22 protein-coding genes and 3 pseudogenes are annotated in these 23,565 nt (G+C 71.5%); 13 read left to right on the forward strand and 12 right to left on the reverse strand.

What is annotated here, in order from left to right; translation table 11 throughout:
- Positions 1-2 precede the first annotated feature (2 nt).
- From OG700_RS03895 to OG700_RS03910, 4 genes are all read right to left on the reverse strand, one after another.
- Positions 3-1,001 carry a carbohydrate ABC transporter permease gene (locus OG700_RS03895; protein WP_405608896.1) on the reverse strand — a complete coding sequence of 333 codons (999 nt, stop codon included), beginning with the start codon at positions 999-1,001 and terminating at the stop codon, positions 3-5.
- Entirely contained in the window at positions 998-2,161 is a 1,164-nt protein-coding gene (locus OG700_RS03900; RefSeq protein ID WP_405608899.1) for a carbohydrate ABC transporter permease, read from the reverse strand. The genes OG700_RS03895 and OG700_RS03900 overlap by 4 nt, the downstream gene beginning before the upstream one ends.
- 73 nt (positions 2,162-2,234) lie before the next feature.
- Positions 2,235-3,476, reverse strand: coding sequence for an extracellular solute-binding protein (locus OG700_RS03905; RefSeq protein WP_405608902.1), 1,242 nt, complete (start codon positions 3,474-3,476; stop codon positions 2,235-2,237).
- Between the two features lie 133 nt (positions 3,477-3,609).
- Positions 3,610-4,659, reverse strand: a complete 1,050-nt coding sequence (locus OG700_RS03910) for a LacI family DNA-binding transcriptional regulator (protein WP_405608905.1) — start codon at positions 4,657-4,659, stop codon at positions 3,610-3,612.
- A 141-nt stretch (positions 4,660-4,800) separates the two neighbouring features.
- Here OG700_RS03910 and OG700_RS03915 point away from each other — a divergent pair, with 141 nt between their 5' ends.
- A complete protein-coding gene (locus OG700_RS03915; protein WP_405608908.1) occupies positions 4,801-6,930 on the forward strand; it encodes a glycogen debranching N-terminal domain-containing protein in 2,130 nt (709 codons plus the stop codon).
- 31 nt (positions 6,931-6,961) lie between these two features.
- Positions 6,962-7,942: an acetylxylan esterase gene (locus OG700_RS03920; protein ID WP_405608911.1), complete on the forward strand. Its 981-nt coding sequence runs from the start codon at positions 6,962-6,964 to the stop codon at positions 7,940-7,942.
- 24 nt (positions 7,943-7,966) lie between these two features.
- Here OG700_RS03920 and OG700_RS03925 read toward each other — a convergent pair whose 3' ends face one another.
- Positions 7,967-8,269 (reverse strand): hypothetical protein, encoded by a 303-nt coding sequence (locus tag OG700_RS03925; RefSeq protein WP_405622258.1) that lies wholly within the window; start codon positions 8,267-8,269, stop codon positions 7,967-7,969.
- Between OG700_RS03925 and OG700_RS03930 the strand changes: the two are divergent.
- The 11 genes and pseudogenes from OG700_RS03930 (at position 8,195) to OG700_RS03980 (ending at position 18,285) form a co-directional block, all read left to right on the forward strand.
- Positions 8,195-8,792 (forward strand): annotated as a pseudogene (locus OG700_RS03930) (SAM-dependent methyltransferase). The gene OG700_RS03925 and the pseudogene OG700_RS03930 sit on opposite strands and share 75 nt — an antisense overlap.
- A gap of 140 nt (positions 8,793-8,932) precedes the next feature.
- Positions 8,933-10,186, forward strand: coding sequence for a DUF1266 domain-containing protein (locus tag OG700_RS03935; RefSeq protein ID WP_405608914.1), 1,254 nt, complete (start codon positions 8,933-8,935; stop codon positions 10,184-10,186).
- Positions 10,187-10,469: 283 nt separating this feature from the next.
- The gene (locus tag OG700_RS03940) at positions 10,470-10,682 is read left to right on the forward strand and encodes a hypothetical protein (RefSeq protein WP_405608917.1); all 213 of its coding nucleotides are present in this window, start codon (positions 10,470-10,472) and stop codon (positions 10,680-10,682) included.
- On the forward strand, positions 10,682-11,554 hold the full coding sequence (locus OG700_RS03945) for a hypothetical protein (RefSeq protein WP_405608920.1): 873 nt from the start codon (positions 10,682-10,684) through the stop codon (positions 11,552-11,554). Before OG700_RS03940 ends, OG700_RS03945 begins: the two co-directional genes overlap by 1 nt.
- Before the next feature lie 167 nt (positions 11,555-11,721).
- The gene (locus OG700_RS03950) at positions 11,722-12,315 is read left to right on the forward strand and encodes a helix-turn-helix domain-containing protein (protein WP_405608923.1); all 594 of its coding nucleotides are present in this window, start codon (positions 11,722-11,724) and stop codon (positions 12,313-12,315) included.
- Between the two features lie 96 nt (positions 12,316-12,411).
- Positions 12,412-13,629: an NAD(P)/FAD-dependent oxidoreductase gene (locus OG700_RS03955; RefSeq protein WP_405608926.1), complete on the forward strand. Its 1,218-nt coding sequence runs from the start codon at positions 12,412-12,414 to the stop codon at positions 13,627-13,629.
- Complete coding sequence (locus tag OG700_RS03960) at positions 13,626-13,949, forward strand: (2Fe-2S)-binding protein (RefSeq protein WP_405608929.1); 324 nt, start codon at positions 13,626-13,628, stop codon at positions 13,947-13,949. The genes OG700_RS03955 and OG700_RS03960 overlap by 4 nt, the downstream gene beginning before the upstream one ends.
- Positions 13,946-15,433 (forward strand): FAD-dependent oxidoreductase, encoded by a 1,488-nt coding sequence (locus tag OG700_RS03965; protein WP_405608932.1) that lies wholly within the window; start codon positions 13,946-13,948, stop codon positions 15,431-15,433. Before OG700_RS03960 ends, OG700_RS03965 begins: the two co-directional genes overlap by 4 nt.
- Positions 15,430-16,368, forward strand: coding sequence for a dihydrodipicolinate synthase family protein (locus OG700_RS03970; protein ID WP_405608935.1), 939 nt, complete (start codon positions 15,430-15,432; stop codon positions 16,366-16,368). The genes OG700_RS03965 and OG700_RS03970 overlap by 4 nt, the downstream gene beginning before the upstream one ends.
- The gene (locus OG700_RS03975) at positions 16,368-17,369 is read left to right on the forward strand and encodes a proline racemase family protein (RefSeq protein WP_405608938.1); all 1,002 of its coding nucleotides are present in this window, start codon (positions 16,368-16,370) and stop codon (positions 17,367-17,369) included. Before OG700_RS03970 ends, OG700_RS03975 begins: the two co-directional genes overlap by 1 nt.
- A 334-nt stretch (positions 17,370-17,703) precedes the next feature.
- Positions 17,704-18,285: a TMEM165/GDT1 family protein gene (locus OG700_RS03980; RefSeq protein WP_405608941.1), complete on the forward strand. Its 582-nt coding sequence runs from the start codon at positions 17,704-17,706 to the stop codon at positions 18,283-18,285.
- A gap of 36 nt (positions 18,286-18,321) precedes the next feature.
- Here OG700_RS03980 and OG700_RS03985 read toward each other — a convergent pair.
- The 7 genes and pseudogenes from OG700_RS03985 to OG700_RS04015 form a co-directional block, all read right to left on the reverse strand.
- A pseudogene (locus OG700_RS03985) lies at positions 18,322-19,257 on the reverse strand (SDR family oxidoreductase).
- 32 nt (positions 19,258-19,289) lie between these two features.
- On the reverse strand, positions 19,290-20,633 hold the full coding sequence (locus OG700_RS03990; RefSeq protein ID WP_405608944.1) for an ammonium transporter: 1,344 nt from the start codon (positions 20,631-20,633) through the stop codon (positions 19,290-19,292).
- Between the two features lie 74 nt (positions 20,634-20,707).
- Positions 20,708-20,803 (reverse strand): annotated as a pseudogene (locus tag OG700_RS03995) (urease accessory protein UreD); the annotation flags it as partial.
- 120 nt (positions 20,804-20,923) lie between these two features.
- On the reverse strand, positions 20,924-21,415 hold the full coding sequence (locus OG700_RS04000; RefSeq protein WP_405608947.1) for an NUDIX domain-containing protein: 492 nt from the start codon (positions 21,413-21,415) through the stop codon (positions 20,924-20,926).
- Positions 21,416-21,524: 109 nt separating this feature from the next.
- A complete protein-coding gene (locus tag OG700_RS04005; RefSeq protein ID WP_405608950.1) occupies positions 21,525-21,995 on the reverse strand; it encodes a carboxymuconolactone decarboxylase family protein in 471 nt (156 codons plus the stop codon).
- A gap of 77 nt (positions 21,996-22,072) precedes the next feature.
- Positions 22,073-22,951 carry a sigma-70 family RNA polymerase sigma factor gene (locus OG700_RS04010; protein ID WP_405608953.1) on the reverse strand — a complete coding sequence of 293 codons (879 nt, stop codon included), beginning with the start codon at positions 22,949-22,951 and terminating at the stop codon, positions 22,073-22,075.
- 102 nt (positions 22,952-23,053) lie between these two features.
- Positions 23,054-23,524, reverse strand: a complete 471-nt coding sequence (locus tag OG700_RS04015) for a VOC family protein (RefSeq protein ID WP_405621415.1) — start codon at positions 23,522-23,524, stop codon at positions 23,054-23,056.
- Positions 23,525-23,565 lie beyond the last annotated feature (41 nt).

Consider the following 23,565-nt stretch of genomic DNA (forward strand, 5'->3'; position numbering starts at 1 on the left):
ACCTATTCCTTGACCGCACCCGAGTTCGCGCTGCGTACGAAGTGGCGCTGGAAGGCGAAGAAGAGCACCGCGACCGGGATCGTCGCCAGCAGGGCCGCCGTCAGCTTGAGCGGATACTGCGTCCCGCTGCTCAGGCTGCCGGAGACGAAGGACGCGAGCCCGGTCGTCAGTGTCTGGTACTGCGGCGACTGTGTGGCGACCAGGAAGTGGGTGAACTCGTTCCAGGACCCCTGGAACGACAGGATCGTCAGGGTGATCAGGGCGGGCCTGGCCATCGGCAGCACGACCGACCAGAAGGTGCGGAAGACACTGGCGCCGTCGATCCTGGCTGCCTCCTCCACCTCCTTCGGGACGGAGAGGAAGAACTGCCGCATGATGAACACCCCGGCCGCGTCCACCAGCAGGGGGACGACCATGCCCGCGTACGTGTCGAAGATGCCCAACTGGTTGAGGACCAGGAACTTCGGGATCAGCAGCACCACGCCGGGCACCGCCATCACCGTCAGCAGACCGTTGAAGAGCAGGTTGCGCCCGCGGAAGTCGAGGCGGGCCAGCGCGTAGCCGGCCAGCGAGTCGAAGAAGACCCGCCCGGCGGTGATGAACAGGGTGACGAGGACCGAATTGCTCAGCCAGGTGCCGAACGGCACGGCGTCGCCCGTGTTCCCGAGCCCGAACAGCCGCCGGTAGGACTCCAGCGAGAACGGGTTCGGCAGCAGGCCGAGCGGATTGGCCGCCGCGTCCGGATCGGTCTTGAAGGACGTCACGATCTGGATGACGAACGGCAGCAGATACGCCAGCCCGACCGCCGTCAGCAGCAGATAGACGAAGGCGAGGAAGATCCGGCGGCCGGTGCTGGGCGGCACGCGCCGCCCGGCGGGACTGCTCGCGGTGGTCCGGGGCCGCCAGGCCGCCGTGTCCGCCCGGCTCGCCGGGTCCGCCGGGCTCGCCTGGCTCGCCGGTGGGGTCTTCCGCGTCTGCGGGGTCGTCGGTACCGTACTCATGAAGCCCTCCGGCGAATGGCCCCGAACCGCCTGCCCGTCCTGGCCGGCTTGTCGCGGTCGCGCAGCAGCACGCGCTGGATCAGGGTCATCACCATGATGATCGCCAGCAGGATGAAGGCGATGGCCGCGGCGCGGCCGTATTCGGAGTCCTGGAAGCCCGCGGTGTAGGAGAGGAAGGCGGGGGTGAGGGTGGTGTTGCCCGGGGCGCCCTGGCTCATCACGTACACGGCGTCGAAGATCTGCCAGCTGCCGATCAGACCGAGTGTGAGGACCAGGAAGATCACCGGCCGCAGCGCGGGGATGGTGACGTTGCGGAACGACTGCCAGCGGCCGGCACCGTCCAGCAGGGCGGCTTCCTCCAGCTCGGCGGGCACGTCCTGCAACGCGGCGAGGAAGATCAGCATGTAGGTGCCGGACGAGGTCCACACGATGAGCGCGATGATGGTGCACATCGCGATGGAGGGGCCGGACAGCCAGTCCCACCAGGACAGTCCGAGGAAGCCGTTGGACGCGAGCGCGGCCGTCGGTCTGTCGGGGTCGACGATGCCGAGGCCGCCGAGCACGGTCCATACGAGGCCGTTGGCGTCGGTGAACCACTTGGGTCCGGTGATGCCGACCCACTTCAGCAGCGCGTTGACGGCGCCGCTGCCCTGGAACAGGAAGAGGAAGACGGTGGAGATGGCGATGGAGCTGGTCACCGAGGGGAAGTAGAAGATCGTCCGGAAGAGGCTCTTGCCCTTGATCCGGCGGCTGTTGACCGCGACGGCGAGCGCGAGGGCGAGGATCGTCTGGAGCGGTACGACCAGCAGGACGAAGTAGAGGTTGTTGCGGACCGAGGTCATGAACAGCGTGCGGTCGAGGCCGTCGGTGGTCAGGATGTTGGAGTAGTTGTCGACCCCGATGAAGTCGGCGGCGCCGGTGAAGGGGTTGGACTGCCCGTTCCAGTTCAGCAGGCTGACCCACAGGGCCATCCCGATGGGCAGCAGCAGGAACAGTCCGAGGACCAGCACCATCGGGCTGACGAAGAGCCAACCCCACAGTCCTTGCCGGCCTTTGATGCCGGACGCCGACCCGCGGCGCGGGCGCGGGCGCCGTCCACCGCCTTCGGCCGCGGCGGGCGGCGCCGCGACAGAGCCGCTGCCGCTGCCGTACTGACTCATTGTCTTTCTCTCTCTCCCGCACCCGCCGGGGCCGTGCGCCCCGGCGGGTGTCGTGCGGGGTGGGACCGGTCCGTCAGCCGTTGTTCTTGAGGATCTGCTCGCCATTGGTCTGGAGGTCGCCGAGGATCTTCTCCGGGTCGGCGGTGGCCAGACCGGCCAGGTCCGTGTCGAACTGCTCAAGCACCTTGGTGAAGCCGGGAAGTGTGACCGGTCCCTGGGCGTAGGCGGAGCCGTCCACGAACGCCTTGTCCTGCGGGTGCTGCTTCGCGTACGTCGCCAGCGCGCTGGTGCGCGAGGGCATCACGCCGTACTCGTCGGCGAACTTCACCTGCTGCTCGGCGGTGGTGAACGCCTCGACGAGCGAGACGGCCGCGTCGTGGTGGCTGCTCTTGTTGGCGATGCCCCAGCAGGTGCTGAAGGAGAGCGTGCCCTGGCCCTTGGGGCCCTCGGGCAGCGGGACGACCTGGTAGTCGACGTCCGGGAAGTCGTTGGTCATCGCGCCGGAGAGCCAGTTGCCCTCGATGGTCATGGCCGCCTTCTGGCTGCCGAGCGCTTCACCACCCCAGCCCGCGTCGACCTGCTTGGGGTAGGTGAGCACCTTGTCGTTGAGGAGCTTCTTGACGTACGTCAGCGCCTCGACGTTCTCGGGGCTGTCGGCCGTGATCTCGGTCTGGTCGGCGTTGGTGATCCAGCCGCCGGCCTGCTTGAGGAAGGGACCGAGCTGGTTGTACGAGCTGTTGACGACGAGGCCGCTGACCTTGTCGGTGGTCAGCTTCTTGGCGACCTTCGCCAGGTCGTCCCAGGTCTTGGGGTGGTCCGCGTCGGTGAGCCCGGCGGCCTTCCACATCTTGGTGTTGATCGCGAGGGAGAGGGTGGAGCTGTCCTTGGGGGCGCAGTAGGACTTGCCCTCGTAGCTGAAGGAGCTGCGCAGCGTGGCGGAGAAGTCTTCCTTGTCCGTGAGCTTGTCGCCGTACGCGTAAAGGGAGTTGCCCTTGGCGTAGTTGGCGAAGACCGACGAGCCGACGTAGAAGACGTCCGGCGGCTTGCCGCCCGCCAGTGCCTGGCCGAGCTGCTGGTCCAGGTTCTGGGCCGGGGTGACGGTCACGGTGTTGCCGGTCTTCTTCGCCCAGGCGGCGGCCGCGGCCTTGACGGCGCTGGTCTCGGCGTCGCCGGACGAGCCGATCATCACGGTGAGCTTCTGCTTGCCGGAGGTTTCCTGTTCGGCGCTGCTGTCGCTGCCGAAGTCGGACGAGCATCCGGTTATCAGGAGCGCGCCGCACACGGCGGCGGCAGTCGCGGCTCTGTTCTTCTTCATCTGCTTCTCTCTCCAGCTGTCGCTGTCGGGGGCTTGCTGTCGGGGGCGGTGGCCGGGAGGCCGGGGATGGCCGGGTTGAGGGTGAGGCTCAGGGCCGGGAGGGCTCAGGGCCTGGGCTCAGGGCCGGGAGGGCTCAGGGCCGGGGTTCGGCCGACGAGCTCTCCCTGACGATCAGTTCGGGCGTCAGCAGCACGCGCTCGGGTGCGGAGTCCGGGTCCTTGATACGGGCCATGAGGATCCGGGTGCAGGCCCGCCCGACCTCGTCCAGCGGCTGGCGGACGCTGCTGAGACCGGGCGAGAGGAGACCGGCGGCGGGCGAGTCGTCGAAGCCGACGACCGCCACGTCACGCCCCGGGCTCAGCCCGGCGTCCCGCAGTGCGCGGTAGCAGCCGAGCGCGAGGGTGTCGCTGGCCGCGACCACGGCGGTGGCGCGGCCCACGACTCGGGCGACCGCACCGCGGGCGGCGTCGACGTCGTCCACCGACGACACCCGCAGGTCACGGACCGGCAGTTGGTGCCGGCGCATCGCCTCGCGCCAGCCGCCGGCCCGGTCGTCACCGACGCCCGAGCCACGCGGCCAGCCCAGGAACGCGATCTTCCGGTGCCCGGCCGCCACCAGGTGGTCGACGGCGGCGGCGGCGCCGTGCGCTCCGTCGACGTCCACCCAGTCGCCGGTGTCCTTCGCCGACCACCGGCCGAACGCGACGAACGGGACCGCCTTCTTGTGCAGCCAGCCCGGCCTCTTGTCGCCGCGGTAGGTGTTGCTGAGGACGAACCCGTCGACCGAGTGCTCCCGCAGCAGTTCGTCGTAGCGTTCGGCCTCGTCGTCGGCGCCCAGCGGTGCGGCGAAGAGCAGTATCCGGTAGCCCGCCTGGTCCGCCGAGTCCGAGAGCGCGTGCAGGAAGTGGTCGGACACGGGCGTCGACAGGCCGGGGGGCGTGGGCTGGACGCCGTAACCGATCAGTCGGCTGGAGCGGGTGCGCAGTGAGCGGGCGGCCTGGTGGGGCCGGTAGTCCAGCTCGTCGAGCGCTTCGCGGACCCGCTTCAGGGTGGCGGGCGCGAGGAGTTCGGGTGAGTTGAGCGCGTTGGAGACCGTCTGTGTGGAAACCCCGGCCCGTTGGGCCACAAGAGCCAGGGTGACCGGCCCCGACCTGCGCCCGCCTGCCGACGTCGTACGTGCCACCAACGGCCTCCGTTCCTCGGACGGCAGCCGCTCGAAATGCGGCGCCGCAGCTGCAATGGATCGATAAAACTCTTCCCCATGGCAGCTTGGCAAGGGTTAAGGTGAATTTTGATCGATCCAAATCACGAGAGGCGCCACACAGTGAACACGGTCGTCCAGGGAAACCCCACCGGTCACCAGCCGCCCGCGGACGTCGTCACCGAGGGTCTTCAGCCCTTTCTGCACGACGTCTGCACCACGCTCTACGCGCCCAGCCTGGTGCTGTCCCGGCCGGCCGGTGACATCGCCGGCGGGGCCGACGGGTTCTTCCATGGTGACCGCCGGCTGCTCTCCAGACTCTCGGTCCGGGTCGAGGGCGTGCCCGTCCTCCCCGTCAGCAACACCCTCGCCGCCGCCGACCGGACGGGCTTCCGCGCCGTGCTGCGCGGCGTCGGCGAGCACACCGCCGACCCGGCAGTCACGCTGCACCGCGTGCGTTCGGTCGAACCGGGCGTGCTGCGCGAGAAGTTGGAGATCGCCAACGCGGGCGTCAAGGAGATACGGGTGGTGGTCGTCGTCGCCGCGGGCAGCGATCTCGCGAGCATGATCGACGTCAAGTCCGGCCGTCCGTCGCCCGCGTTGCCCGCCGAAATCGACGGCGACGCGATCGACGGCGACGCGCTGGCCTGGCGCCGGGACGGGGTCGCCGTCCGGCTGCGCGCCTCGTCGGGCTCCCCCCACATCGACGCGGGCGCGGGCGAGTTGCGGTTCGAGGTGGCGCTGGCGGCGCGCGAGTCGTGGCGTACGGCTCTGGAGTGCACCGTCACCGACGACGAGCCCCTGCGTTTCCCGGCCGTGGCGCGCGACGCGGTGCCGTGGTCACCCACCGCACTGCGCAGCGCCGACCACCGCATGGACCAGTTCTTCGCCCGGTCGGTCGGCGATCTGGAGCGGCTGCTGCTGGCCGATCCGGAGCACCCGGAGGACCAGTTCCTGGCCGCCGGATCCCCGTGGTTCCTCACCCTGTTCGGCCGTGACTCGCTGTGGGCGGCGCGGATGCTGCTGCCGCTGGGCACCGAACTGGCGGCGGGCACGCTGCGTACGCTCGCGCGCCGCCAGGGCACCACGACCGACGCCCGCAGCGACGAGCAGCCCGGCAAGATCCTGCACGAGGTGCGCCGCGAGGGGCTGAAGCTCAACGAGGGTCCGTCGCTGCCGCCGGTCTACTACGGCACGGTGGACGCCACCCCGCTGTGGGTGATCCTGCTGCACGACGCCTGGCGCTGGGGCCTGGACCCCGAGCAGGTACGGGATCTGCTGCCGCACGCCGAGGCCGCGCTGGAGTGGCTGGCCACGTACGGCGACGCGGACGGTGACGGCCTGCTCGAATACATCGACGTCTCGGGCCATGGGCTCGCCAACCAGGGCTGGAAGGACTCCGGCGACGCCATCCGCTGGCGCGACGGCCGGCTCGCCGAGGCCCCCATCGCCCTGTGCGAGGTCCAGGCGTACGGCTATGAGGCCGCGATGGGCGGCGCGGCGCTGCTGCGCGCCTTCGGGCGGCCGGGCGCGGAGCGCTGGGAGCAGTGGGCGGACCGGCTCAAGCGCCGCTTCCGGGAGAGCTTCTGGGTCGAGGACGAGACGGGCCGCTACCCGGCCGTGGCGCTCGACGCCGCCAAGCGCCCGGTGGACTCGGTCACTTCGGGCTTCGGGCATCTGCTGGGCACCGGTCTGCTCGACGAGGAGGAGAGCGCGCTGCTCGCCGCCCGGCTGGCGGGACCCGAGCTGAACTCCGGGTTCGGACTGCGTACGTTGAGTACGAATTCGACCGGCTTCAACCCTTTCGGGTACCACATCGGATCGATCTGGCCGCACGACACCGCCATCGCCGTGCACGGCCTGGTCCGGGCCGGTTTCCCGGCGGAGGCCGCGTCGCTGGCCGGCGGTCTGGTCGCCTCGTCGGCGGCGTTCGAGGGGCGGCTGCCCGAACTGTTCGCCGGTCACGGCTCGGCCACCGACAGCGCGCCCGCCCCGTATCCGGCCTCGTGCCGCCCGCAGGCCTGGTCGGCGGCGTCCGCCGTCGCCCTGCTCCAGGCCGCGCTCGGCCTTCAGGCCGATGTGCCGGCCGGCACGCTGCGCTTCTCGCCCCGCGCCGCCGAGGGCATCGGCCCGCTGGACCTGACCGGTCTGCGGGTGGCCGGCGCGCCGGTGGCCGTACGGCTCGACGCGGCGGGCCGGGTCCACGTGGAGGCACCGGACACGCTCACCGTGCACGGCGCCGACCGCGCCTGAACCACCCACCTGCGAACAGGGAAACGCCGCCATGCCGCTGATGGACCTGCCCCTGGAGGAGCTGCGCGGCTACCTCCCCGACCGGGAGGAGCCGTCGGACTTCGACGCCTTCTGGGCCGACACCCTCGACCAGGCGCGGAGCCACGACCGGCCGCCCGTCTTCACGCCGTACGACGCCTGCCTGACCGAGGTGAACGTCTTCGACGTGAGCTTCCCGGGCTTCGGCGGCGACCCGGTCGCCGGCTGGCTGCTGGTCCCGGCCTCCGCCACCGGACCGCTGCCGTGCGTGGTGGGTTTCCTCGGGTACGGCGGCGGGCGCGGCTTCCCGTACGAGTGGCTGACCTGGCCCTCCGCCGGATACGCGCATCTGCTGATGGACACCCGGGGCCAGGGCGGTTCGCTCCAGCCGGGCGCGACGGGCGACCCGCACGGCAGCGGGGGCGCGTCGTCGCCGGGCATGGTCACCCGGGGCATCGAGGACCCGGCGGACTACTACTACCGCCGGGTCTTCACCGACGCGGTCCGGGCCGTGGACGCCGCCCGCGCCCATCCGGCGGTCGATCCGGCACGGATCGTCATCGCCGGCGGCAGCCAGGGCGGCGGCATCGCGCTGGCCGCGTCGGCGCTGAGCGACAACGTGAGCGCCGCACTGGTCAACCAGCCCTCGCTGTGCCACTACCGGCGCGCGCTCCAGGTCGTGGAGGGCAACGCGTACCGGGAGATCTGGACGTATCTGCGCACCCACCGGGAGTCTGCGGAGCGGGTGTTCAGGACACTGTCCTACTTCGACGGGGTCAACTTCGCGGCCCGCGCGGGCGCCCCGGCGCTGTTCTCGGCGGCGCTGACGGACGACATCTGCCCACCGTCCACGGTATTCGCGGCGTACAACCACTGGTCGGGGCCGAAGGACATCCGGGTCTGGCCGTGGAACCGGCACGAGGGCGGCGGCTACTTCCAGGATCTGGAGCAACTGCGTTTCCTGCGGGCACTGCCGGGGCTCGGCAGCGACTGACGTAAGGAGCAGAAGAGTTCAGGCTCAGGTCACCGCCTTCGCCGGTCGCGCCGACTGTCCGGGATTGATCCGTGCCTGCCTCATACGGGGACGGAAGGCGGCCGGCACCACGGCGCCCAGCAGCCACATCCCGGCGATGGAGAAGAACACGCGCTGGCAGCCGGGTACGCGGATGACTCGGGTGACGCGGGTGACGCGATACGCGCGGTAAATCGCGGGCGCCCCGGCCTTCGCTGCCCCGCGGTCCGGCCCATGGACGATGAGGACGGGTACTTCGGCGAGCGCCTGGCGGCCACGTACGACAATCCGGAGGCACGGGAGTTCCATCCGGACACCCTGGCCCCGATGGGCCGATCTGCTGGCGGGTCTCGCCGGCGGGGGCCGGGTCCTCGAACTCGGCATCCGTACGGGCCGGGTCGCGCTCCCCCTCGCGGAGCGCGGAGTCCCGGTCCACGCCATCGATCTGTCACGGGCGATGGTGGCCCGCATGGGTGCCAAGCCGGGCGGCGACGCGATCGGCGGCCGCTTCGTCATCGAGACCATGGTGCCGGAGCTGCGCAAGCTCCCGGCCGGCCAGAACCTGGTGCCGTTCCATGTGAGCCCCACCCGCTGGTCGTTCGACGTCTACGACGTCGCGACGCAGGAGATGAGCTCCAACTACGTCGAGGTGGTCGACGGGCGCGGCTCCTACTGGTCGGTGCCGTTCCGGTACGTCTGGCGGGCGGAACTCGACCTGATGGCGCAGCTCGCCGGGATGCGGCTGTGCGACCGGCGGGAGGGCCGGCAGCGGGAGCCATTCACCGGCGAGAGCGTCCGGCACGTCTCGGTCTGGGAGAAGCCCGTCGGCTGACGGCCGCCATATCGCCTTCGCCTGGAGGCGGTTGACGGTACGAGGGCCGTCGGCAGAGGCGTTCGCCGGTCCCGGTACCGTAGGGAGACGATCTTGCGGCCTGAGCCAGGCCGGTACCGGTACGGCGCGGAGGGGACCCCATGCACACGGCGACCGAGGACGAGGTCCACGACGAGTTCTTCCCGATCGTCCCCACCCCGCAGGACGGCACCCGCTGGCAGGCACCCGCCGATCTGGAGCAGTATCTGTACAGGCTGGCCAGTACCGGCGACACGTTGGCGTATCTGCGTGCCGTCGCCATCGAGGGCGCCTACTACCCGGCCAGGCTCGAAGAGCCGTCGGCGGCCGACGAGGGCAAGCAGGCGATGCTCACCACCGACGTCCCCGACGGCCGGACGGTGGCGACGGTCTTCACGGCGGGCGTGCTGCCCCGGCCCCACCCGTATCTCGTCTACGAGTACGCGACCTTGGGCGAGCTGGCTCAGATACTCCCCGCCGGTGTGGACATCCTCGCGGTCAATCCGGCCACACCCTGCGAGCAGCACTTCCCCGTCGACGACGAGGAGCGTGACGCCTGGCTGGACCTGCACCACGAGCTGTTCTCCTCCGACGAGTTGATGGACCGTGTGGTGACCCGGCGCTCCGGCGTCCTGCCGACCGGACCGCTGCTGCACGGTCTGGCCTGCGGCGCGCACCTGTGCTTCACCAACGGCGACGCGTGGAACACCACGTACTGGCACGGCATGGGCTACCAGGGTGAGCGGGAGCGCGTCTCGGAGTCGTGGGACGTCCATGACCGCGAGGACTGGCTCGGGATAGAGCAGCGGCTGCTGGAGCGCGAAGTCAGCCCGTGGTACTGGGACTTCGTCCTCGGCGCGCGTGCGGCGCTGATCGACGCGCAGGGCGCCCGCGTCGACCCCGAGCAGTGGCGCGACTGCGTGGAGGCCACGCTGCGCGACCAGGCGGCCCGCACCGGAACGTCCACCGATGACCCCGAGTTCGACGATTTCGTGGCCCATCTGCGCTCCCTGGTGGGCAAGTTGCTGCGCTACGAGTCCCGCTTCCGCGCCGACGGTCTCCTGCCGCCCGACGGTGTCGTCCGGTCGGTCGCCGCGTGGGACATCGGCCGCGGCTCCAAGATGGCGCGCTGGGGCCGGGGTGCCCGGTACGCCACCGAGGCGGAGATGTACGCGGCGCTTGAGCGCGCGTCGGGGGCGGCACGGGCGGCGTACGGCTCGTGGGAGGAGTTCTCCGCCGGCTATGTGCTGGGGCGGTGTCTGCACTTCGACGAGGAGGAGTTCGGCCCCTGGTACACGACCGTGCTCGACGCCCACCGGGCGCTGACGACGACGCCGGACAGCCCGTGGCTGACGGTTCCCTTCGGCACGGGGTGACCACCTGGTGGGTACCGGCGGCCGGCCCGGCGGGCGTGCTCGGCGAGCGTGCTCAGTGAAGGTCGATTGACGGTCGATTGTGCCAATTCCCTTTCTGCGGCTCGCCGTTCCGTGCTAGCGTCCGAATCCTGGCGACACAGAAGCCAGGCCGTTCGGGAGCCCGGAACTTCCCGAGGAGACGGCCGAAGGGTCTCGGGCCCCCTGGATTCCACGACGGCGCACGGTCGGTTCCCGACTCCTGACCAGTGATCGCCAAGCCGGGTTGGTGAGAACGGGTTGAGTCATGTGGCCAATTATTCCGGCACTTCGGGGTGCGCGAGCGCTCAACTCGGTGCTCGTCCATCTGCCGCTGCTGGGTACGTCGTTGCTGCTCCTGCTCTTCGGCGTGACCGCGGTGTTCCGTCCCTCAAGGTACGAGCACTTCCACACCCTGCTGCGCGAAGTACGCGCGTGGAGCGGGGAGATCCGCGGCGACCGCGACGAGACGGCCTCGTGATGCCGCACACGACGCGCAAGGAACTGGCGCGACGGCGGACGGCGTACACGGGCGAGAGCTACCAGGAGGCGTGCGAGGCGCTGCGCGCCTGCCGGACCCCGCTGCCCGAGGCGGCGGACGCGCACCAGCGTCTGCTGGAGTCACGGATCATGGTCGCCCTCGCGAGCGCTTCGGGCACCGCCCCGAGAACCTGGATGCCCCCTCTCTACTTCCGTGACTACGCCCCGTCCTTGGGGATCGAGAAGGTGCGGCCCACCGCGACCGGGCTGGAACTGGTGGTCCACTCCCACGGATTCACCCGGTGCCTCGCCGACGTGGGCTTCATCGAGGGGGACCTGCCCGCCGGGGACCGGTACGAACTGGTGGACGAGCGTACGACTCCGGGGGCGCGTGTCGTCGTACGGGTACGGTCGCCCCTTACCGCCCGCGCACACCCGCCGTATCCACGGCCACGACTACGTCCGGTGGACCCGGTCATGGCGAGGTGGATAGAAGCCCGGGGCGTGGGCTGGCTCGCGATGAACCCCCGGTGGTCGCGCGATACCGGTGAGGTGGACAGACCTGAATCGGCGGTGGTGGCAAGCCAGTTGCTACGGCGGTCGGCACTGTTCGCGAACGACGAGGCGTTTCGCTGGGTCACCGCGTGGAAGAGCTGTCACGCGCAGGCGCCTCTGACGTACGCCGAGTGGCTGCCCGACGCGGTCCCTTTCGCCCTGGCGGAACGGCTGGCGGACCCGGACTTCGGAATCACCGTCCCCAAGGAGCCGGAAAACGCGTCCTGGGAGATGTCGCACGGAGACCGCCGGTACCTGGCCGGCCCGGAACTCGACAGAATCCTCGCCGGCGCGGAGCTGAGCTTCCCCCGCCGCTGATCTCAGGCGTCACCACATTGAAGACCCGCCGCCACCCGGGTGTCGGTACGATGCCCCTCACCGGAGATCGTTCGTAATATCGAACGCACTTCCCCTCCCACCACCTCCCCACCACCCACTGAAGCGAACAGACCAGACCCGACCTGACGGTCGAAGGAGATCGCCCGATGCCCCCCAGCAGCCCGGTCCGAAGCACGCTCGCCGCCAATCTCCGCCGGGAGAGGAAGCAGCGCGGCCTGTCGCTCTCCGAGCTGTCGCGACTGTCCAGGATCGGCAAGGCAACCCTGTCGCAGCTGGAGTCGGCCGCCGGCAATCCGACCATCGAGACGGTCTTCAGCCTCTCCCGCGCCCTGGGCGTGCCCATCTCCGACCTGCTGGACACCGGCCACGCGGAGGCGATGACCGTGGTGCGGGCCGCCGACGTGGACGTGCTGAGCGGCGAGGGCGTGGACCTGCGCCCGCTCCGGCGGATCGAGGCGGGCGGGGTCATCATGGAGGTGTACGACCAGCAGGTACGCGCCGACGCGCGGCAGCCGTCGCTCGGTCACGCCGGCACCGAGCACACCGTGGTGCAGAGCGGCACGCTCTCCGTCGAGGTGGACGGTCACCAGGTGGAGCTGGGACCCGGCGACTACGTGTCGTTCGACGCCTCCCTGCCGCACCGCTACGCGGCGCACGACGGGCCGGTGCGGTCGGTGCTGCTCCTGCACTACCGATCCGGGGGCGATGCCCCGCACGAGGCGTCGGGCACGCCTCACTAGCAGCGGTGCCGGCAGCAGTACCAAGAGGTGTCGTTGACACCTCCGGCACCTCGCCATAGCCTCAACTTCGTTCGTTATGCAGAACGTGGAGGTCCGGTGAACCGAACACGAGTCGTCATCGTCGGTGCCGGGATCATCGGTGCCGCCTGCGCCCGCGAACTGGCCGTCGCCGGTTTCGACGTTCTCGTACTGGACCGTGCCGGGGCCGCCGCGGCGACCACCTCGCACGGCGAGGGAAACATCCTCCTCTCCGACAAGGGCCCCGGTCCGGAGCTGGAACTCGCCCAGCTGTCCCGCCGGTTGTGGCCCGAGGTACTGGCCGCCATCGCCCGGCGGACACCCTCCCCGCAGGACACGGACACGGAGGCGGACCCGGTCGAGTGGGACCCCAAGGGCGGCATCGTCGTGGCCACCACGCCCGAGGGCGCCGAGGCCCTGCTGCCCTTCGCCGCGGCCCAGCGCGCGGCCGGGGTACGGGCCGAGCCGATGGACTCCGCCGCCCTGACCGAGGCCGAGCCCTTCCTCACCGAGCGACGCACCGCCGCCGTGTACTACCCCGACGACGCGCAGGTGCAGCCGGCCGGCGCGGCCACCGCCCTGCTCACCGACGCCCGAAGGGCCGGAGCCCGTCTGCGTACCGGCTGCGAAGTACTCGGCGCCGTCACGCGCGGCGGCCGGCTGACGGCGCTGCGCACGGCGGACGGACCGGTGGAGGCCGATGTCTTCGTCAACGCCGCCGGGCCGTGGGCGGGCGAGGTGGCCCGGCGGCTCGGCGTCCCCCTGGACATCCGCCCGCGCCGCGGTGAGGTGCTGGTCACCACTCCCCTGCCGCCCACCGTCTTCCACAAGGTCTACGACGCCGACTACGTGGGCGCGGTGGGCAGCGGCGCGGGCGATCTCCAGACCTCGGCCGTGGTCGAGTCCACCCGGGCGGGCAGCGTGCTCCTCGGGTCGTCCCGGCGACGCGTCGGCTTCGACGACCGCATGCGCCCCGAGGTGCTGTCCGCGATCGCGGCCAAGGCGCTCAAGCTCTTCCCGTCGCTGGCGGGCGTTCACGTCACGCGCTCGTACGGGGGCTTCCGCCCGTACGTCCCCGACCATCTGCCGGTCATCGGCGCCGACCCGCGACTGACCGGTCTCTGGCACGCGACGGGCCACGAGGGCGCGGGAATCGGGCTGTCGGTCGGTACCGCGCGGCTCGTGCGCGAGTTGCTGACGGGCAGTCGGACGGCGATCGGCACAGGCCCGTTCCGGGTGGACCGGCCGGCGGTGCTCGGCACCGACAGCCCCACCGTGACCGAGGAGGGACCGTGAGCCCACGTCTCGTACCCGGCGGGTCCGACCCGGCCGGGCGCCAGGACCGGCCGCTGACCATCACGGTGGACGGTGACCCGTACACCGGCGTCGCGGGCCAGACCCTGGCCGGGGTGCTGCTGGCGGCGGGCCGGACGTCCTGGCGCGAGGCCCCCTCGGGGGCGCCGCGCGGTGTGTTCTGCGGGATCGGTGTCTGCTTCGACTGTCTGGTGACGGTCAACGACGAGCGCGACGTACGGGCGTGCCGCCGGCGTGCCCGGGACGGTGACGCCGTGACCACGCAGTCGCGGGCCACCGGCGACGGGCGGCGGGCCCGGTGACGGGGGCATCGGCGACCGGTCGTCGCCAGGTCGTCGTCGTGGGGGCCGGACCCGCCGGTCTCGCCGCCGCCGACGCGGCGCTGGCGGCCGGCGCGGAAGTGACACTGATCGACACGGCCGAACGGGCCGGCGGCCAGTACCACCGGATGCTGCCCGAGGCGTACGAGGCGGCCGACCCCGCAGTCCTTCAGCACGGTCACCGCTCCTTCGACCGCCGCAGCCGCCGGGTGCTCGGGCACCCGCGCTGCTCCTGGTGGCCGGAGAGTTCCGTATGGGCGCTGGAGCGCCGCGATCCTGCCGACGACGGGCCGCCACTGGTGCACGTCCTGCGCGGCACGCCCCGGCGCCGCCACGTGCTGGAGCCCGACGCCCTGGTGCTCGCGGCAGGCGCCCACGACCGGGTGCTGCCGTTCCCCGGCTGGGACCTGCCCGGTGTCTACACCGCGGGCGCGGCCCAGGCGCTGGCCAAGGGAGAGCGCCTGGCCGTCGGGGACCGGGTGGTGGTCGCCGGCACGGGGCCTTTCCTGCTGCCCGTGGCGACGTCGCTGCTGGAGGCCGGGTCGCGGGTGCTCGCCGTGCTGGAGGCGGGCAGGCCGGGGGCGGTGGCCGTCGGCTGGCTGCGCCGCCCGTGGGAACTCGCCGCGCAGCTCGGCAAGTCCGGTGAACTCCTCTCGTACACAGCGGCGTTGGGGCGGCACCGGGTCTCGTACCAGTGGGGCAGGGCGGTCGTCGAGGCACGTGGGGACGGCCGGGTGGAGGAGATCGTCAGTGCCCGCGTGCGGGCGGACTGGTCGGTGGTGCCCGGCGGCGAACGCGTCGTCGCCGTGGACGCCGTGTGCGTCGGTCACGGGTTCACCCCGCGGCTGGAGCTGCCGGTGGCGGCCGGGTGCGCGCTGCGTCCGGTGCCGGACGGGGCGGCCGGGTCGCCCGCCGAGGCGTTCGTCGCCGTGGACGGCGACCAGCGGACGAGCCGGCCCGGCGTGTACGCGGCGGGCGAGATCACCGGTATCGCCGGCGCCCCCGCCTCGCGTGCCGAGGGCGCGGTGGCGGGCTGGATCGCGGCGGGCGGTGCCCCGGACTCACGCGCGCTCGCCGCTGTGCGCCGCAGCCGCGACCAGGGCAGGGCGTTCGCCGCCCGGCTGGCCGCCGCCCATCCCATCGGCCGTGCCTGGCCCGGCTGGCTGCGCCCCGACACGGTGATCTGCCGCTGCGAGGAGACGACGTACGCGGCGGTGTGCCGATCGGCCGTCGACCCCACCCGTACGGAAGCGGCGGTGGCGAAGCTGGCGACGCGGGCCGGTCTCGGCCCCTGCCAGGCCCGTATCTGCGGGCCGACCGTCGCCGAACTGCGCCGTACCGCCGACGCGAGCGCCGGCCCCCATCACCGGCCCGTCGCCGAGCCGATCAGGCTCGGCGAGCTGGCCCGCCCGCCCGAGACTCCGCCCACGTTCCCCGACTCCCCTGCGCAGGAGAGCACTTCATGAGCCGTACGAGCCGTACCACCAACCCCCTGACCGGTGTCGTCGTCGCGACCGCGCTGCCGTACCGGCGGGATCCCTCGGCCCCGGCGGGCCTGGCCGTCGACCACGACGCGTACGCGGACCATTGCCGCTGGCTCGTCGACAACGGCTGCGACGGTGTCGGCCCCAACGGATCGCTGGGCGAGTACTCGTCGCTGACCGACGACGAACGGCGCACCGTCGCCCGTACGGCCATCGAGGCGGTACGCGGTCGCGGCAAGGTCGTCGTCGGCGTGCACGGGCCGGGGTCGCACCAGGCCGTGCGGTGGGCGGAGGCCGCGGCCGAGGACGGCGCCGACGGGGTGCTCTGTCTGCCTCCGACGATGTACCGGGCCAACCCGGCGGAGGTGGTGGCGCACTTCGAGGCGGTGGCCGCCGTCGGGCTGCCCGTCATGGTCTACAACAACCCCGTGGACACCAAGGTCGATCTGACGCCCCGGCTCCTCGCGGAGATCGCCCAGATCGACAACGTGCTGGCGGTCAAGGAGTTCTCCGGCGACGTGCGCCGCGTGCTGGAGATCAAGGAGCGGGCTCCTGGTATCGACGTGATCAGCGGCGCCGACGACGTGGCGCTGGAGAGCCTGTTGATGGGGGCCACCGGGTGGTTCGCCGGCTTTCCCAACGTCTTCCCCGCCGAGTCGGCCCGGCTGTTCCGACTCGCCGCGGAAGGGCGGCTGGCGGAGGCCCGCGCCCTCTACCGGCCGCTGGTCGCCGCGTTCCGCTGGGACTCGCGCACCGAGTTCGTCCAGGCCATCAAGCTCGGTATGGAGATGGTCGGCCGTTACGGCGGCCCGTGCCGTCCGCCGCGCGGCCCGCTGATCCCCGCCCACCGGGAGCAGATCACCGCCGAGATGCGGCAGGCGATCGACTTCCTCGCCACGGAAGGGCAGCGGGGCTGATGCGCGGCGTGCGGACGATCAGCGCGATCGACTCCCACACCGAGGGCATGCCGACGCGCGTGGTCACCGGGGGCGTGGCGCCCGTCCCCGGCGCCACGATGGCCGAGCGGCGCCGCCACGCGATGGCACATCTGGATCCGTTGCGCCGGTTCCTGATGGACGAACCGCGCGGGCATCCGGCGATGAGCGGGGCGATCCTGCAACCGCCGACCCGTCCGGACGCGGACTGGGGCGTTCTCTACATCGAGGTCAGCGGTTTCCTGCCGATGTGCGGGCACGGCACGATCGGGGTGGCGACCGTACTGGTGGAGACCGGGATGGTCACGGTGACCGAGCCCGAGACCGTCGTACGTCTCGACACCCCGGCCGGCCTGGTCGAGGCCCGCGTGGCGGTGCGCGACGGGGTCGCCGAGCAGGTCACGCTGCGCAATGTCGACGCCTTCGCGCTGGAACTCGACGCGAGGGTGACGGTGCCGGGGCTGGGCGAGGTCCGGTACGACATGGCGTACGGGGGCAACTTCTACGCCGTCGTGGATCTGGCGTCCCTCGGGCTGCCCTTCGACCGGGCGCGCAAGAACGACATCCTGGCTGCGGGGCTCGCGATCTCGGAGGCCGTCGACGCGCGGAACCCGCCGGTGCATCCGGCGGACGCGGCCATCCGCGGCTGCAAGCATGTGCAGTTCCTGGCGCCCGGCTCGGACGCCCGGCACTCCCGCAACGCCATGGCCATCCGGCCCGGCTGGTTCGACCGGTCCCCCTGCGGCACGGGCACATGCGCGCGGATGGCACAGCTGCACGCCCGGGGAGAGCTGGCGCTGGACACGGAGTTCGTCAACGAGTCGTTCATCGGCACCCGGTTCACGGGGCGGCTGGTGGGCACGAGCGAGGTCGCGGGCGTACCGGCCGTGGTGCCGGAGTTCTCGGGCCGCGCGTGGATCACCGGAACAGCCAACTACCTGCTGGACCCGGCGGATCCGTTCCCCAGCGGCTTCGTCCTGTGAGCCGTGTTCCGATGCCTGTTCCGATGCCTGTTCCGATGCCGTCGACGGCTGTCACCCGCGCGGGTGACAGCCGTCCGGGAGCGCCTGTTACGATCGGTGGCAGCGAAGGGGAGTAGTCCCGAGAACCGCTGGTCGACACGCTGGACGCCGCGAGGCGTCCCGGCCACCGGGCCGCCGCATACTCTGCGGGGGCGGACGAGACCTTCGGCCAAGGCATGATCCGGCCCGCGTTCCTGCGTGGGCCGCTCCATCATGCCGGGTCGAGTGGTTCTTCCCGTCGCCTCCCCGGGTGCCGTACGAGCTGACGGCCCGGCCCCGGCAGAAAGCCAAGAGAATGTCCTTCGACCCCCTGGCGATCCTCACCGCCTTCGGGCTGATCTTCCTCGCGGAGCTCCCCGACAAGACCATGTTCGCCTCACTGGCCATGGGCACCCGGATGCGCCCCCTGTACGTGTGGTTCGGCACGTCCACCGCGTTCCTCGTGCATGTCGCCATCGCGGTCGGCGCCGGCAGCCTGCTCAGCATGCTCCCGGCGATGGCCGTCAAGCTCGTCTCGGCCGCTCTGTTCGCGTTCGGCGCCTTCGTGCTGCTGCGTGGCGGGGACGAGGACGAGGAAGAGGGCGCCGGCAAGACCGTCACCGGCTTCTGGCCCGTCTACACCACCGCCTTCATGGCCGTGTTCATCAGCGAATGGGGCGACCTCACCCAGATCACCACCGCCAACCTGGCCGCCAGCAACGGCTGGCTGCCCACCGCCATCGGCTCGGCCCTCGCGCTGATGTCGGTCTCCGCCCTCGCCCTGCTGGTGGGCCGCTTCATCGCCCAGCGCGTGCCCCTGAAGACCGTCCAGCGCATCGGCGCCGCGTGCATGGCCGGACTCGCCGTCTGGACCCTCGTCGAGGCGTTCACCCTCTGACGGACCGCCGGACCGAGCCGGGGGTGGGGGTACGCGTCAGGCGGGCGGCGCGGCGAAGTAGTGGCCCTGTTCGAGGTCTTCGATCAGCCCGGGGCCGGTCGGCCGCCACCCCAGCAGTTGGCGGGTGTGCGCGACGGAGGTGGGCGAGTCCATGCCGAGGAAGCCGGCCAGCCACGTGAAGTGGGCGGGCGCGTCGGCGGCGGAGACCGCGACCACGGGCAGGCCGAGGTGGCGCCCGATCACCTCGGCGACGGTACGGATCGGCACGCCCTCCTCCGCGACCGCGTGCAGCGTGGAGCCGGCCGGCGCGCCCTCCAGCGCCAGGCGGAACAGGTGCGCGGCGTCGGACCGGTGCACGGCGGGCCAGCGGTTGGCGCCGTCGCCGATGTAGCCGCAGACACCCTTCTCGCGGGCGATGGCGACCACGGTGGCGAGGAAGCCGTGGTCCCCGTCGCCGTGCACCGTGGGAGGAAGCCGTACGACCGACGAGCGGACGCCGCGGTCCGCGAGGGCGACCGTCACCCGCGCGTTGGCCAGCCGCTTGGCCGGGCCGCCGGTCACCCGGGGGCCGGCCGGATCGCCGGCCTGGCCGTCCTCCTCGGTCGCGAGCCGCCCCGGCGCCAGCCCGAGCGTCCCGGAGGCGATGAGGAGCGGGCGGTCCGAACCGGCCAGCCCCTCGCCGAATGTGTCGATGGCTCGCCGGTCCGCGTCGGCGGACTACTCGAAGCCGCCGCTGAACGCGATGTCGTGCTTGAACGCGAGATGGATCACGCCGTCGGACTCGGCAGCCGCGGCGCGCAGGGTGTCGAGATCGTCGAGCGTGCCGCGCCGTACGTCGGCGCCCGCCTCGGTGAGTACGGCCGCCGAGGCGTCCGAGCGGGCGAGCCCGACGACCTGGTGGCCGGCGCCGATGAGTTCCGGGACGACCGCGGAACCGATCCAGCCGGACGCGCCGGTAAGGAACACACGCATGAGAGGAACCTCCAACTAGGTTGACGAACGCGTCACTTGGAGTCCTCCCGGGCCCGGAGCAGCTTGGTGATCTGTTTGGCGAGTTCGTCGTCGCTGGTCACCGCTCCGGCGGGGAGCAGGGCACCGAGGCGCTCGGCGGTCTGGAAGTCGTAGGCGCGCTCGCGGTCCGCGCCCGGGACCTTGCCGTACACCTCCTTCGCGCGGAAGCCGACGGTCAGTTCGACGACCTTGGCGATGATCCAGGTGAGGGTGAAGGAGAACGCGATCACGGCGACGACGGCCACGAGCTGCTTGCCGAGCAGACCCCAGCCGCCTCCGTAGAAGAGCCCCTTCTCGCCGCTGATCCGCGCGGTGGCGAACAGGCCGACCATGATCAGTCCGATCAGACCGCCGACACCGTGCACACCCACCACGTCGAGGGTGTCGTCCACGTTGAAGCGGTACTTGAGCGTGATCGCGAAGGCGCAGACCGCGCCGACGACCAGGCCGGTGATGACGGCGCCGAGCGTGTTGATCTCGCCGCAGGCGGGGGTGATGGCGACCATGCCCGCGACGGCCGAGGAGACGACCCCCACGGTGGTGACGGTGCCGGTGCGCCACTTCTCGACCAGCGGCCAGGTGACCATGGCGCCCGCCGCGCCGAGCTGGGTGTTGATGAACGCGGCGGCGGCGGTGTCCTGATCGCTCAGCGCCGAGCCGGAGTTGAAGCCGAACCAGCCGAACCAGAGCAGCGCGACACCGAGCACGACGAGCGGGATGTTGTTGGGCCGCTCCTCGCGGCGGGCGAAGTCGCGCGGGGCCCGCAGCACGAGGGCCACGGCGAGCCCGGCGACCCCGGAGTTCGGCTCCACCGGCAGACCGCCGGCGAAGTCGAGCGCGCCGAGGTGCTTGACGATCCAGCCGTTCGAGTCGAACACCCAGTGCGCGGGCGGGATGTAGACGATCAGCAGCCACAGGACGACGAAGACGAGCCAGCCCTTCATCGTGGCGCGGTCGGCGATCGAGCCGCTGATGAGCGCGACGGTGATGATCGCGACGGTGATGATCGCGAAGCCCATCTGGAAGGTGCTGTAGACGAACGTGGGAATGTGACCGGTCAGGGTGTTCAGCTCGATACCGCGCATGAACGCGTGGTCGACGTTGCCGATGAGTCCGGCCCCGCCGACGTCGGGACCGAACGCCAGCGTGTAGCCGATCGCCCACCAGACGAGCGTGCCGAAGGCGAGCGCGGCGAAGCTCATCTTGAGCATCATCAGGACGTGCTTGGTGCGCACCAGGCCGCCGTAGAAGAACGCCAGTCCCGGCGTCATCAGCAGCACCATGGCGGTGGAGGCGAGCAGCCAGGCGGTGTCACCGGAGTCGTACGCGGGTGGCATCGGCGCGGGAGCGGTGGTCGTCGGCGGACACCTCGTCGGAGTGTGGGGCGGGCGGGCGGGGCGCGGGGGACGCGTTACGTCTTACGGAGGTCGGGGGCCGGGTGGCCGGTGAGCAGCCGACGTACGGCCTGCCAGGCGGCGTGGTGCGCGGCGGCGACCCGGACGGGGCTGCCGCGGGCTACTTGCTGCTCACTGTCGGCGCCGGGGTCGGGCTGTCCTTCGCCGGGGCGGCGGTGGCCGACGCGGCGTTCTGAACCGGACAGAACGCGGTCGGACGCGGCGCGGCGCGCTCACGGCGGACCGGTGGGTCGGGCGAGCCGGGCGAGATAACGGTCGATGCCCGACACACGGCCGGGCAGGGGCGCGGTCAGGTCCCACCAGCGCATCATCCCGATCTCGTCGTTGGCCTCGAACCGACGACGGCCGAGGGCATCGCCCGTGAACAGGGCACCGTATTCGGCACGCCGCGCGGGGCCGGCCCCCAGCAGGAAACCGGCGTGGCCGACGAACCGCAAGGGGCCGTCGGGAACCTGCCCGCTCTCCTCGTACAGTTCGCGGACGGCTGCCTGCCGAGGGCTCTCCCCCGGTTCGAGCGTGCCGCCGGGCAGCTCCCAGCTCTCCCGGAACCGGTCGTGGACCATGACGACCTCGCCCCGGTGCCACAGCGCCGTCAGGGCCAAGGGCACGGGGGCGCCGGGAGGCGGCGCGCCTTCCGCGCCGGGCGTGAAGGAGACCAGCAGATTGCCGCGGCTGTCGGCGGCCAGTGCCTGGGGATCAGTCATACGGTGCTTGTTCCCACCGGCGATACCCGCGCCCCGGGCGGTCGCGGTCGGGCGAGCCCGGAATCTTCCGGGCTCGCCCGGCGCCACCTCTGGAACGGCGGCGCCTTCGCTATCCGAACTGGCCGGGCTGGTAGTCGCCCCCTCGCTGCCGGGTGATGGCATTCAGCCGGTTGAAGGCGTTGATGACGGCGATCTGGGACACCAGTGCCGTGAGCTGCTCCGCGTCGTAGTGCTTGGCCGCATCCGCCCACGCCTCGTCGGTGACACCGGCGGAGTCGGCGAGTCGGGTGCCCTGCTCGGTGAGTTCCAGTGCGGCCCGCTCCGCGTCGGTGAAGACCGTCGTCTCGCGCCAGGCCGCGACCAGGTTCAGCCGTACCGCTGTCTCCCCCGCGTGCGCGGCGTCCTTGGTGTGCATGTCGAGGCACCCCCCGCAGCCGTTGATCTGGCTGGCGCGGATCTTCACCAGTTCCTGGGTCGCCGCCGGCAGCGTCGAGTCGGCCACGACTCTGTTCGCCGAGACGATGTGCTTCACGAACTTCGGCCCGAGGGCGGTGCCGTAGGGGTTGAGCCGGGGCTGCATGATGGATCTCCTTCGTCGTGGGCGGGTTCCCCCTGCGTGAACGAAACGCTCGTGCCGTACGTAACACCGCCGCGGCCTCAGGGCCGTGCCGGGAGGTCCATGGAGGCGAGGCGCACCGGGTCGCTCACGGAGAGGATCTCGACGATCCGGCTGTCGGACACCGTGCACGCCATCACGCTCAGCACCTTGCCGTTCGGGCCCCACACCACGATCCCGGGCTCACCGTTGACAAGGGCGCGACGTGTGGTCACCGAGGCGCGAACCCCGTTGCGGGCCCTGCCGATCACCTCGGCCGCGCCCAGCCTGTCGACCACGCCACGCCTGCTGTAGGAGCGCCACTTCACGTCGGGGTCGAGCACTCGCAGCAGCCCTTCGAAGTCTCCGCCCCGCGCCGCCGCGAGAAAAGCGTCGACGACCGCGCGCTGCCGCTGCCGCTCCTCGGTGGGACGAGGCGTGTCCTGCACCTTGCGACGGGCCCGGCTGGCGAGCATCTTGGTGGCGTCCGTGGACCTGCCGACGATCCGGCCGATCTCGTCGAACGGCACCGCGAACATGTCGTGCAGCACGAACGCCAGCCGCTCGGTGGGGCGCAGGGTGTCGAGCACCACCAGCAGGGCCAGCCCGACCGATTCGGCGAGCAGCGCGTCGTCCTCGGGCGCACCACCGTCGTCCTCGGTCACCACCAGTTCGGGCAGCCGGTCGTCGTACGACGCCTCGGGCCTGGCCTTGCGTGAGCGCAGCACGTCGATGCAGACGCGGCCGACCACGGTGGTCAGCCAGCCGGCGAGGTTGTCGATCGCGTCCGTGTCCTGGCGCGCCAGCCGCAACCATGCCTCCTGCACGGCGTCCTCGGCGTCCGCCCGCGATCCGAGCATCCGGTGGGCGACCGCGACGAGTCGCCCGCGCTGCTGCTCGAAGGCACCCGCGAGGGCTTCGTCCGGAACTGGTCCGGTCATGTCGTCACCTTCCTTGAGCGAGTTACGTCATGGCAGTGACGAGCCCGGAAGGACAGAGGTAACCGCCGGACGGTCGAACGTGGCAGTGATCGATGTCAGATGTCAGACGATCGGCTCCGCGATGCCCAGCATGTTCCCCTCGCTGTCCCGGAACCAGGCGCCGCGTTCACCCCGCGCGCCCTTGCTCGGGTAGTTCCCCTCGATCTCGGCGATCCCGTCCCGCGTCCGGAAGCCGGGTACGTCGACCTCTTCGAACACCACGCCACGCCGCTTGAGTTCCGGTACGACGGTGTCGATGTCGTCCACCGTCAACGCCATCTGAGTGAAGGTGCCGGGAGAGGCACCCGTAGACCGGAACAGCACGAACTCCACGCCGCCGCAGCGGTACAGCAGCCCACCTGGGCGTTCGTCGACGGGCTCCAGACCCAGCTTCCCGGAGTAGAAACGCCGCGCCCGGTCGAGATCCTGGGCCGGCAGTCTGGTCGCCACGCGGGCCCGGGCCAGGATGCTCGTGTCGCCGGCGGACGCGGCGTCCGCCGGCGCGACCGGTGCTGTCGTGGCGTCCGCCGTCATGGCCACGGACCAGGCCCGGATGCCCTCCCGGTCCAGGATGA

The organism is Streptomyces sp. NBC_01508, assembly GCF_045040315.1.
In the GTDB taxonomy this organism is placed as follows: Bacteria; Actinomycetota; Actinomycetes; order Streptomycetales; family Streptomycetaceae; genus Streptomyces.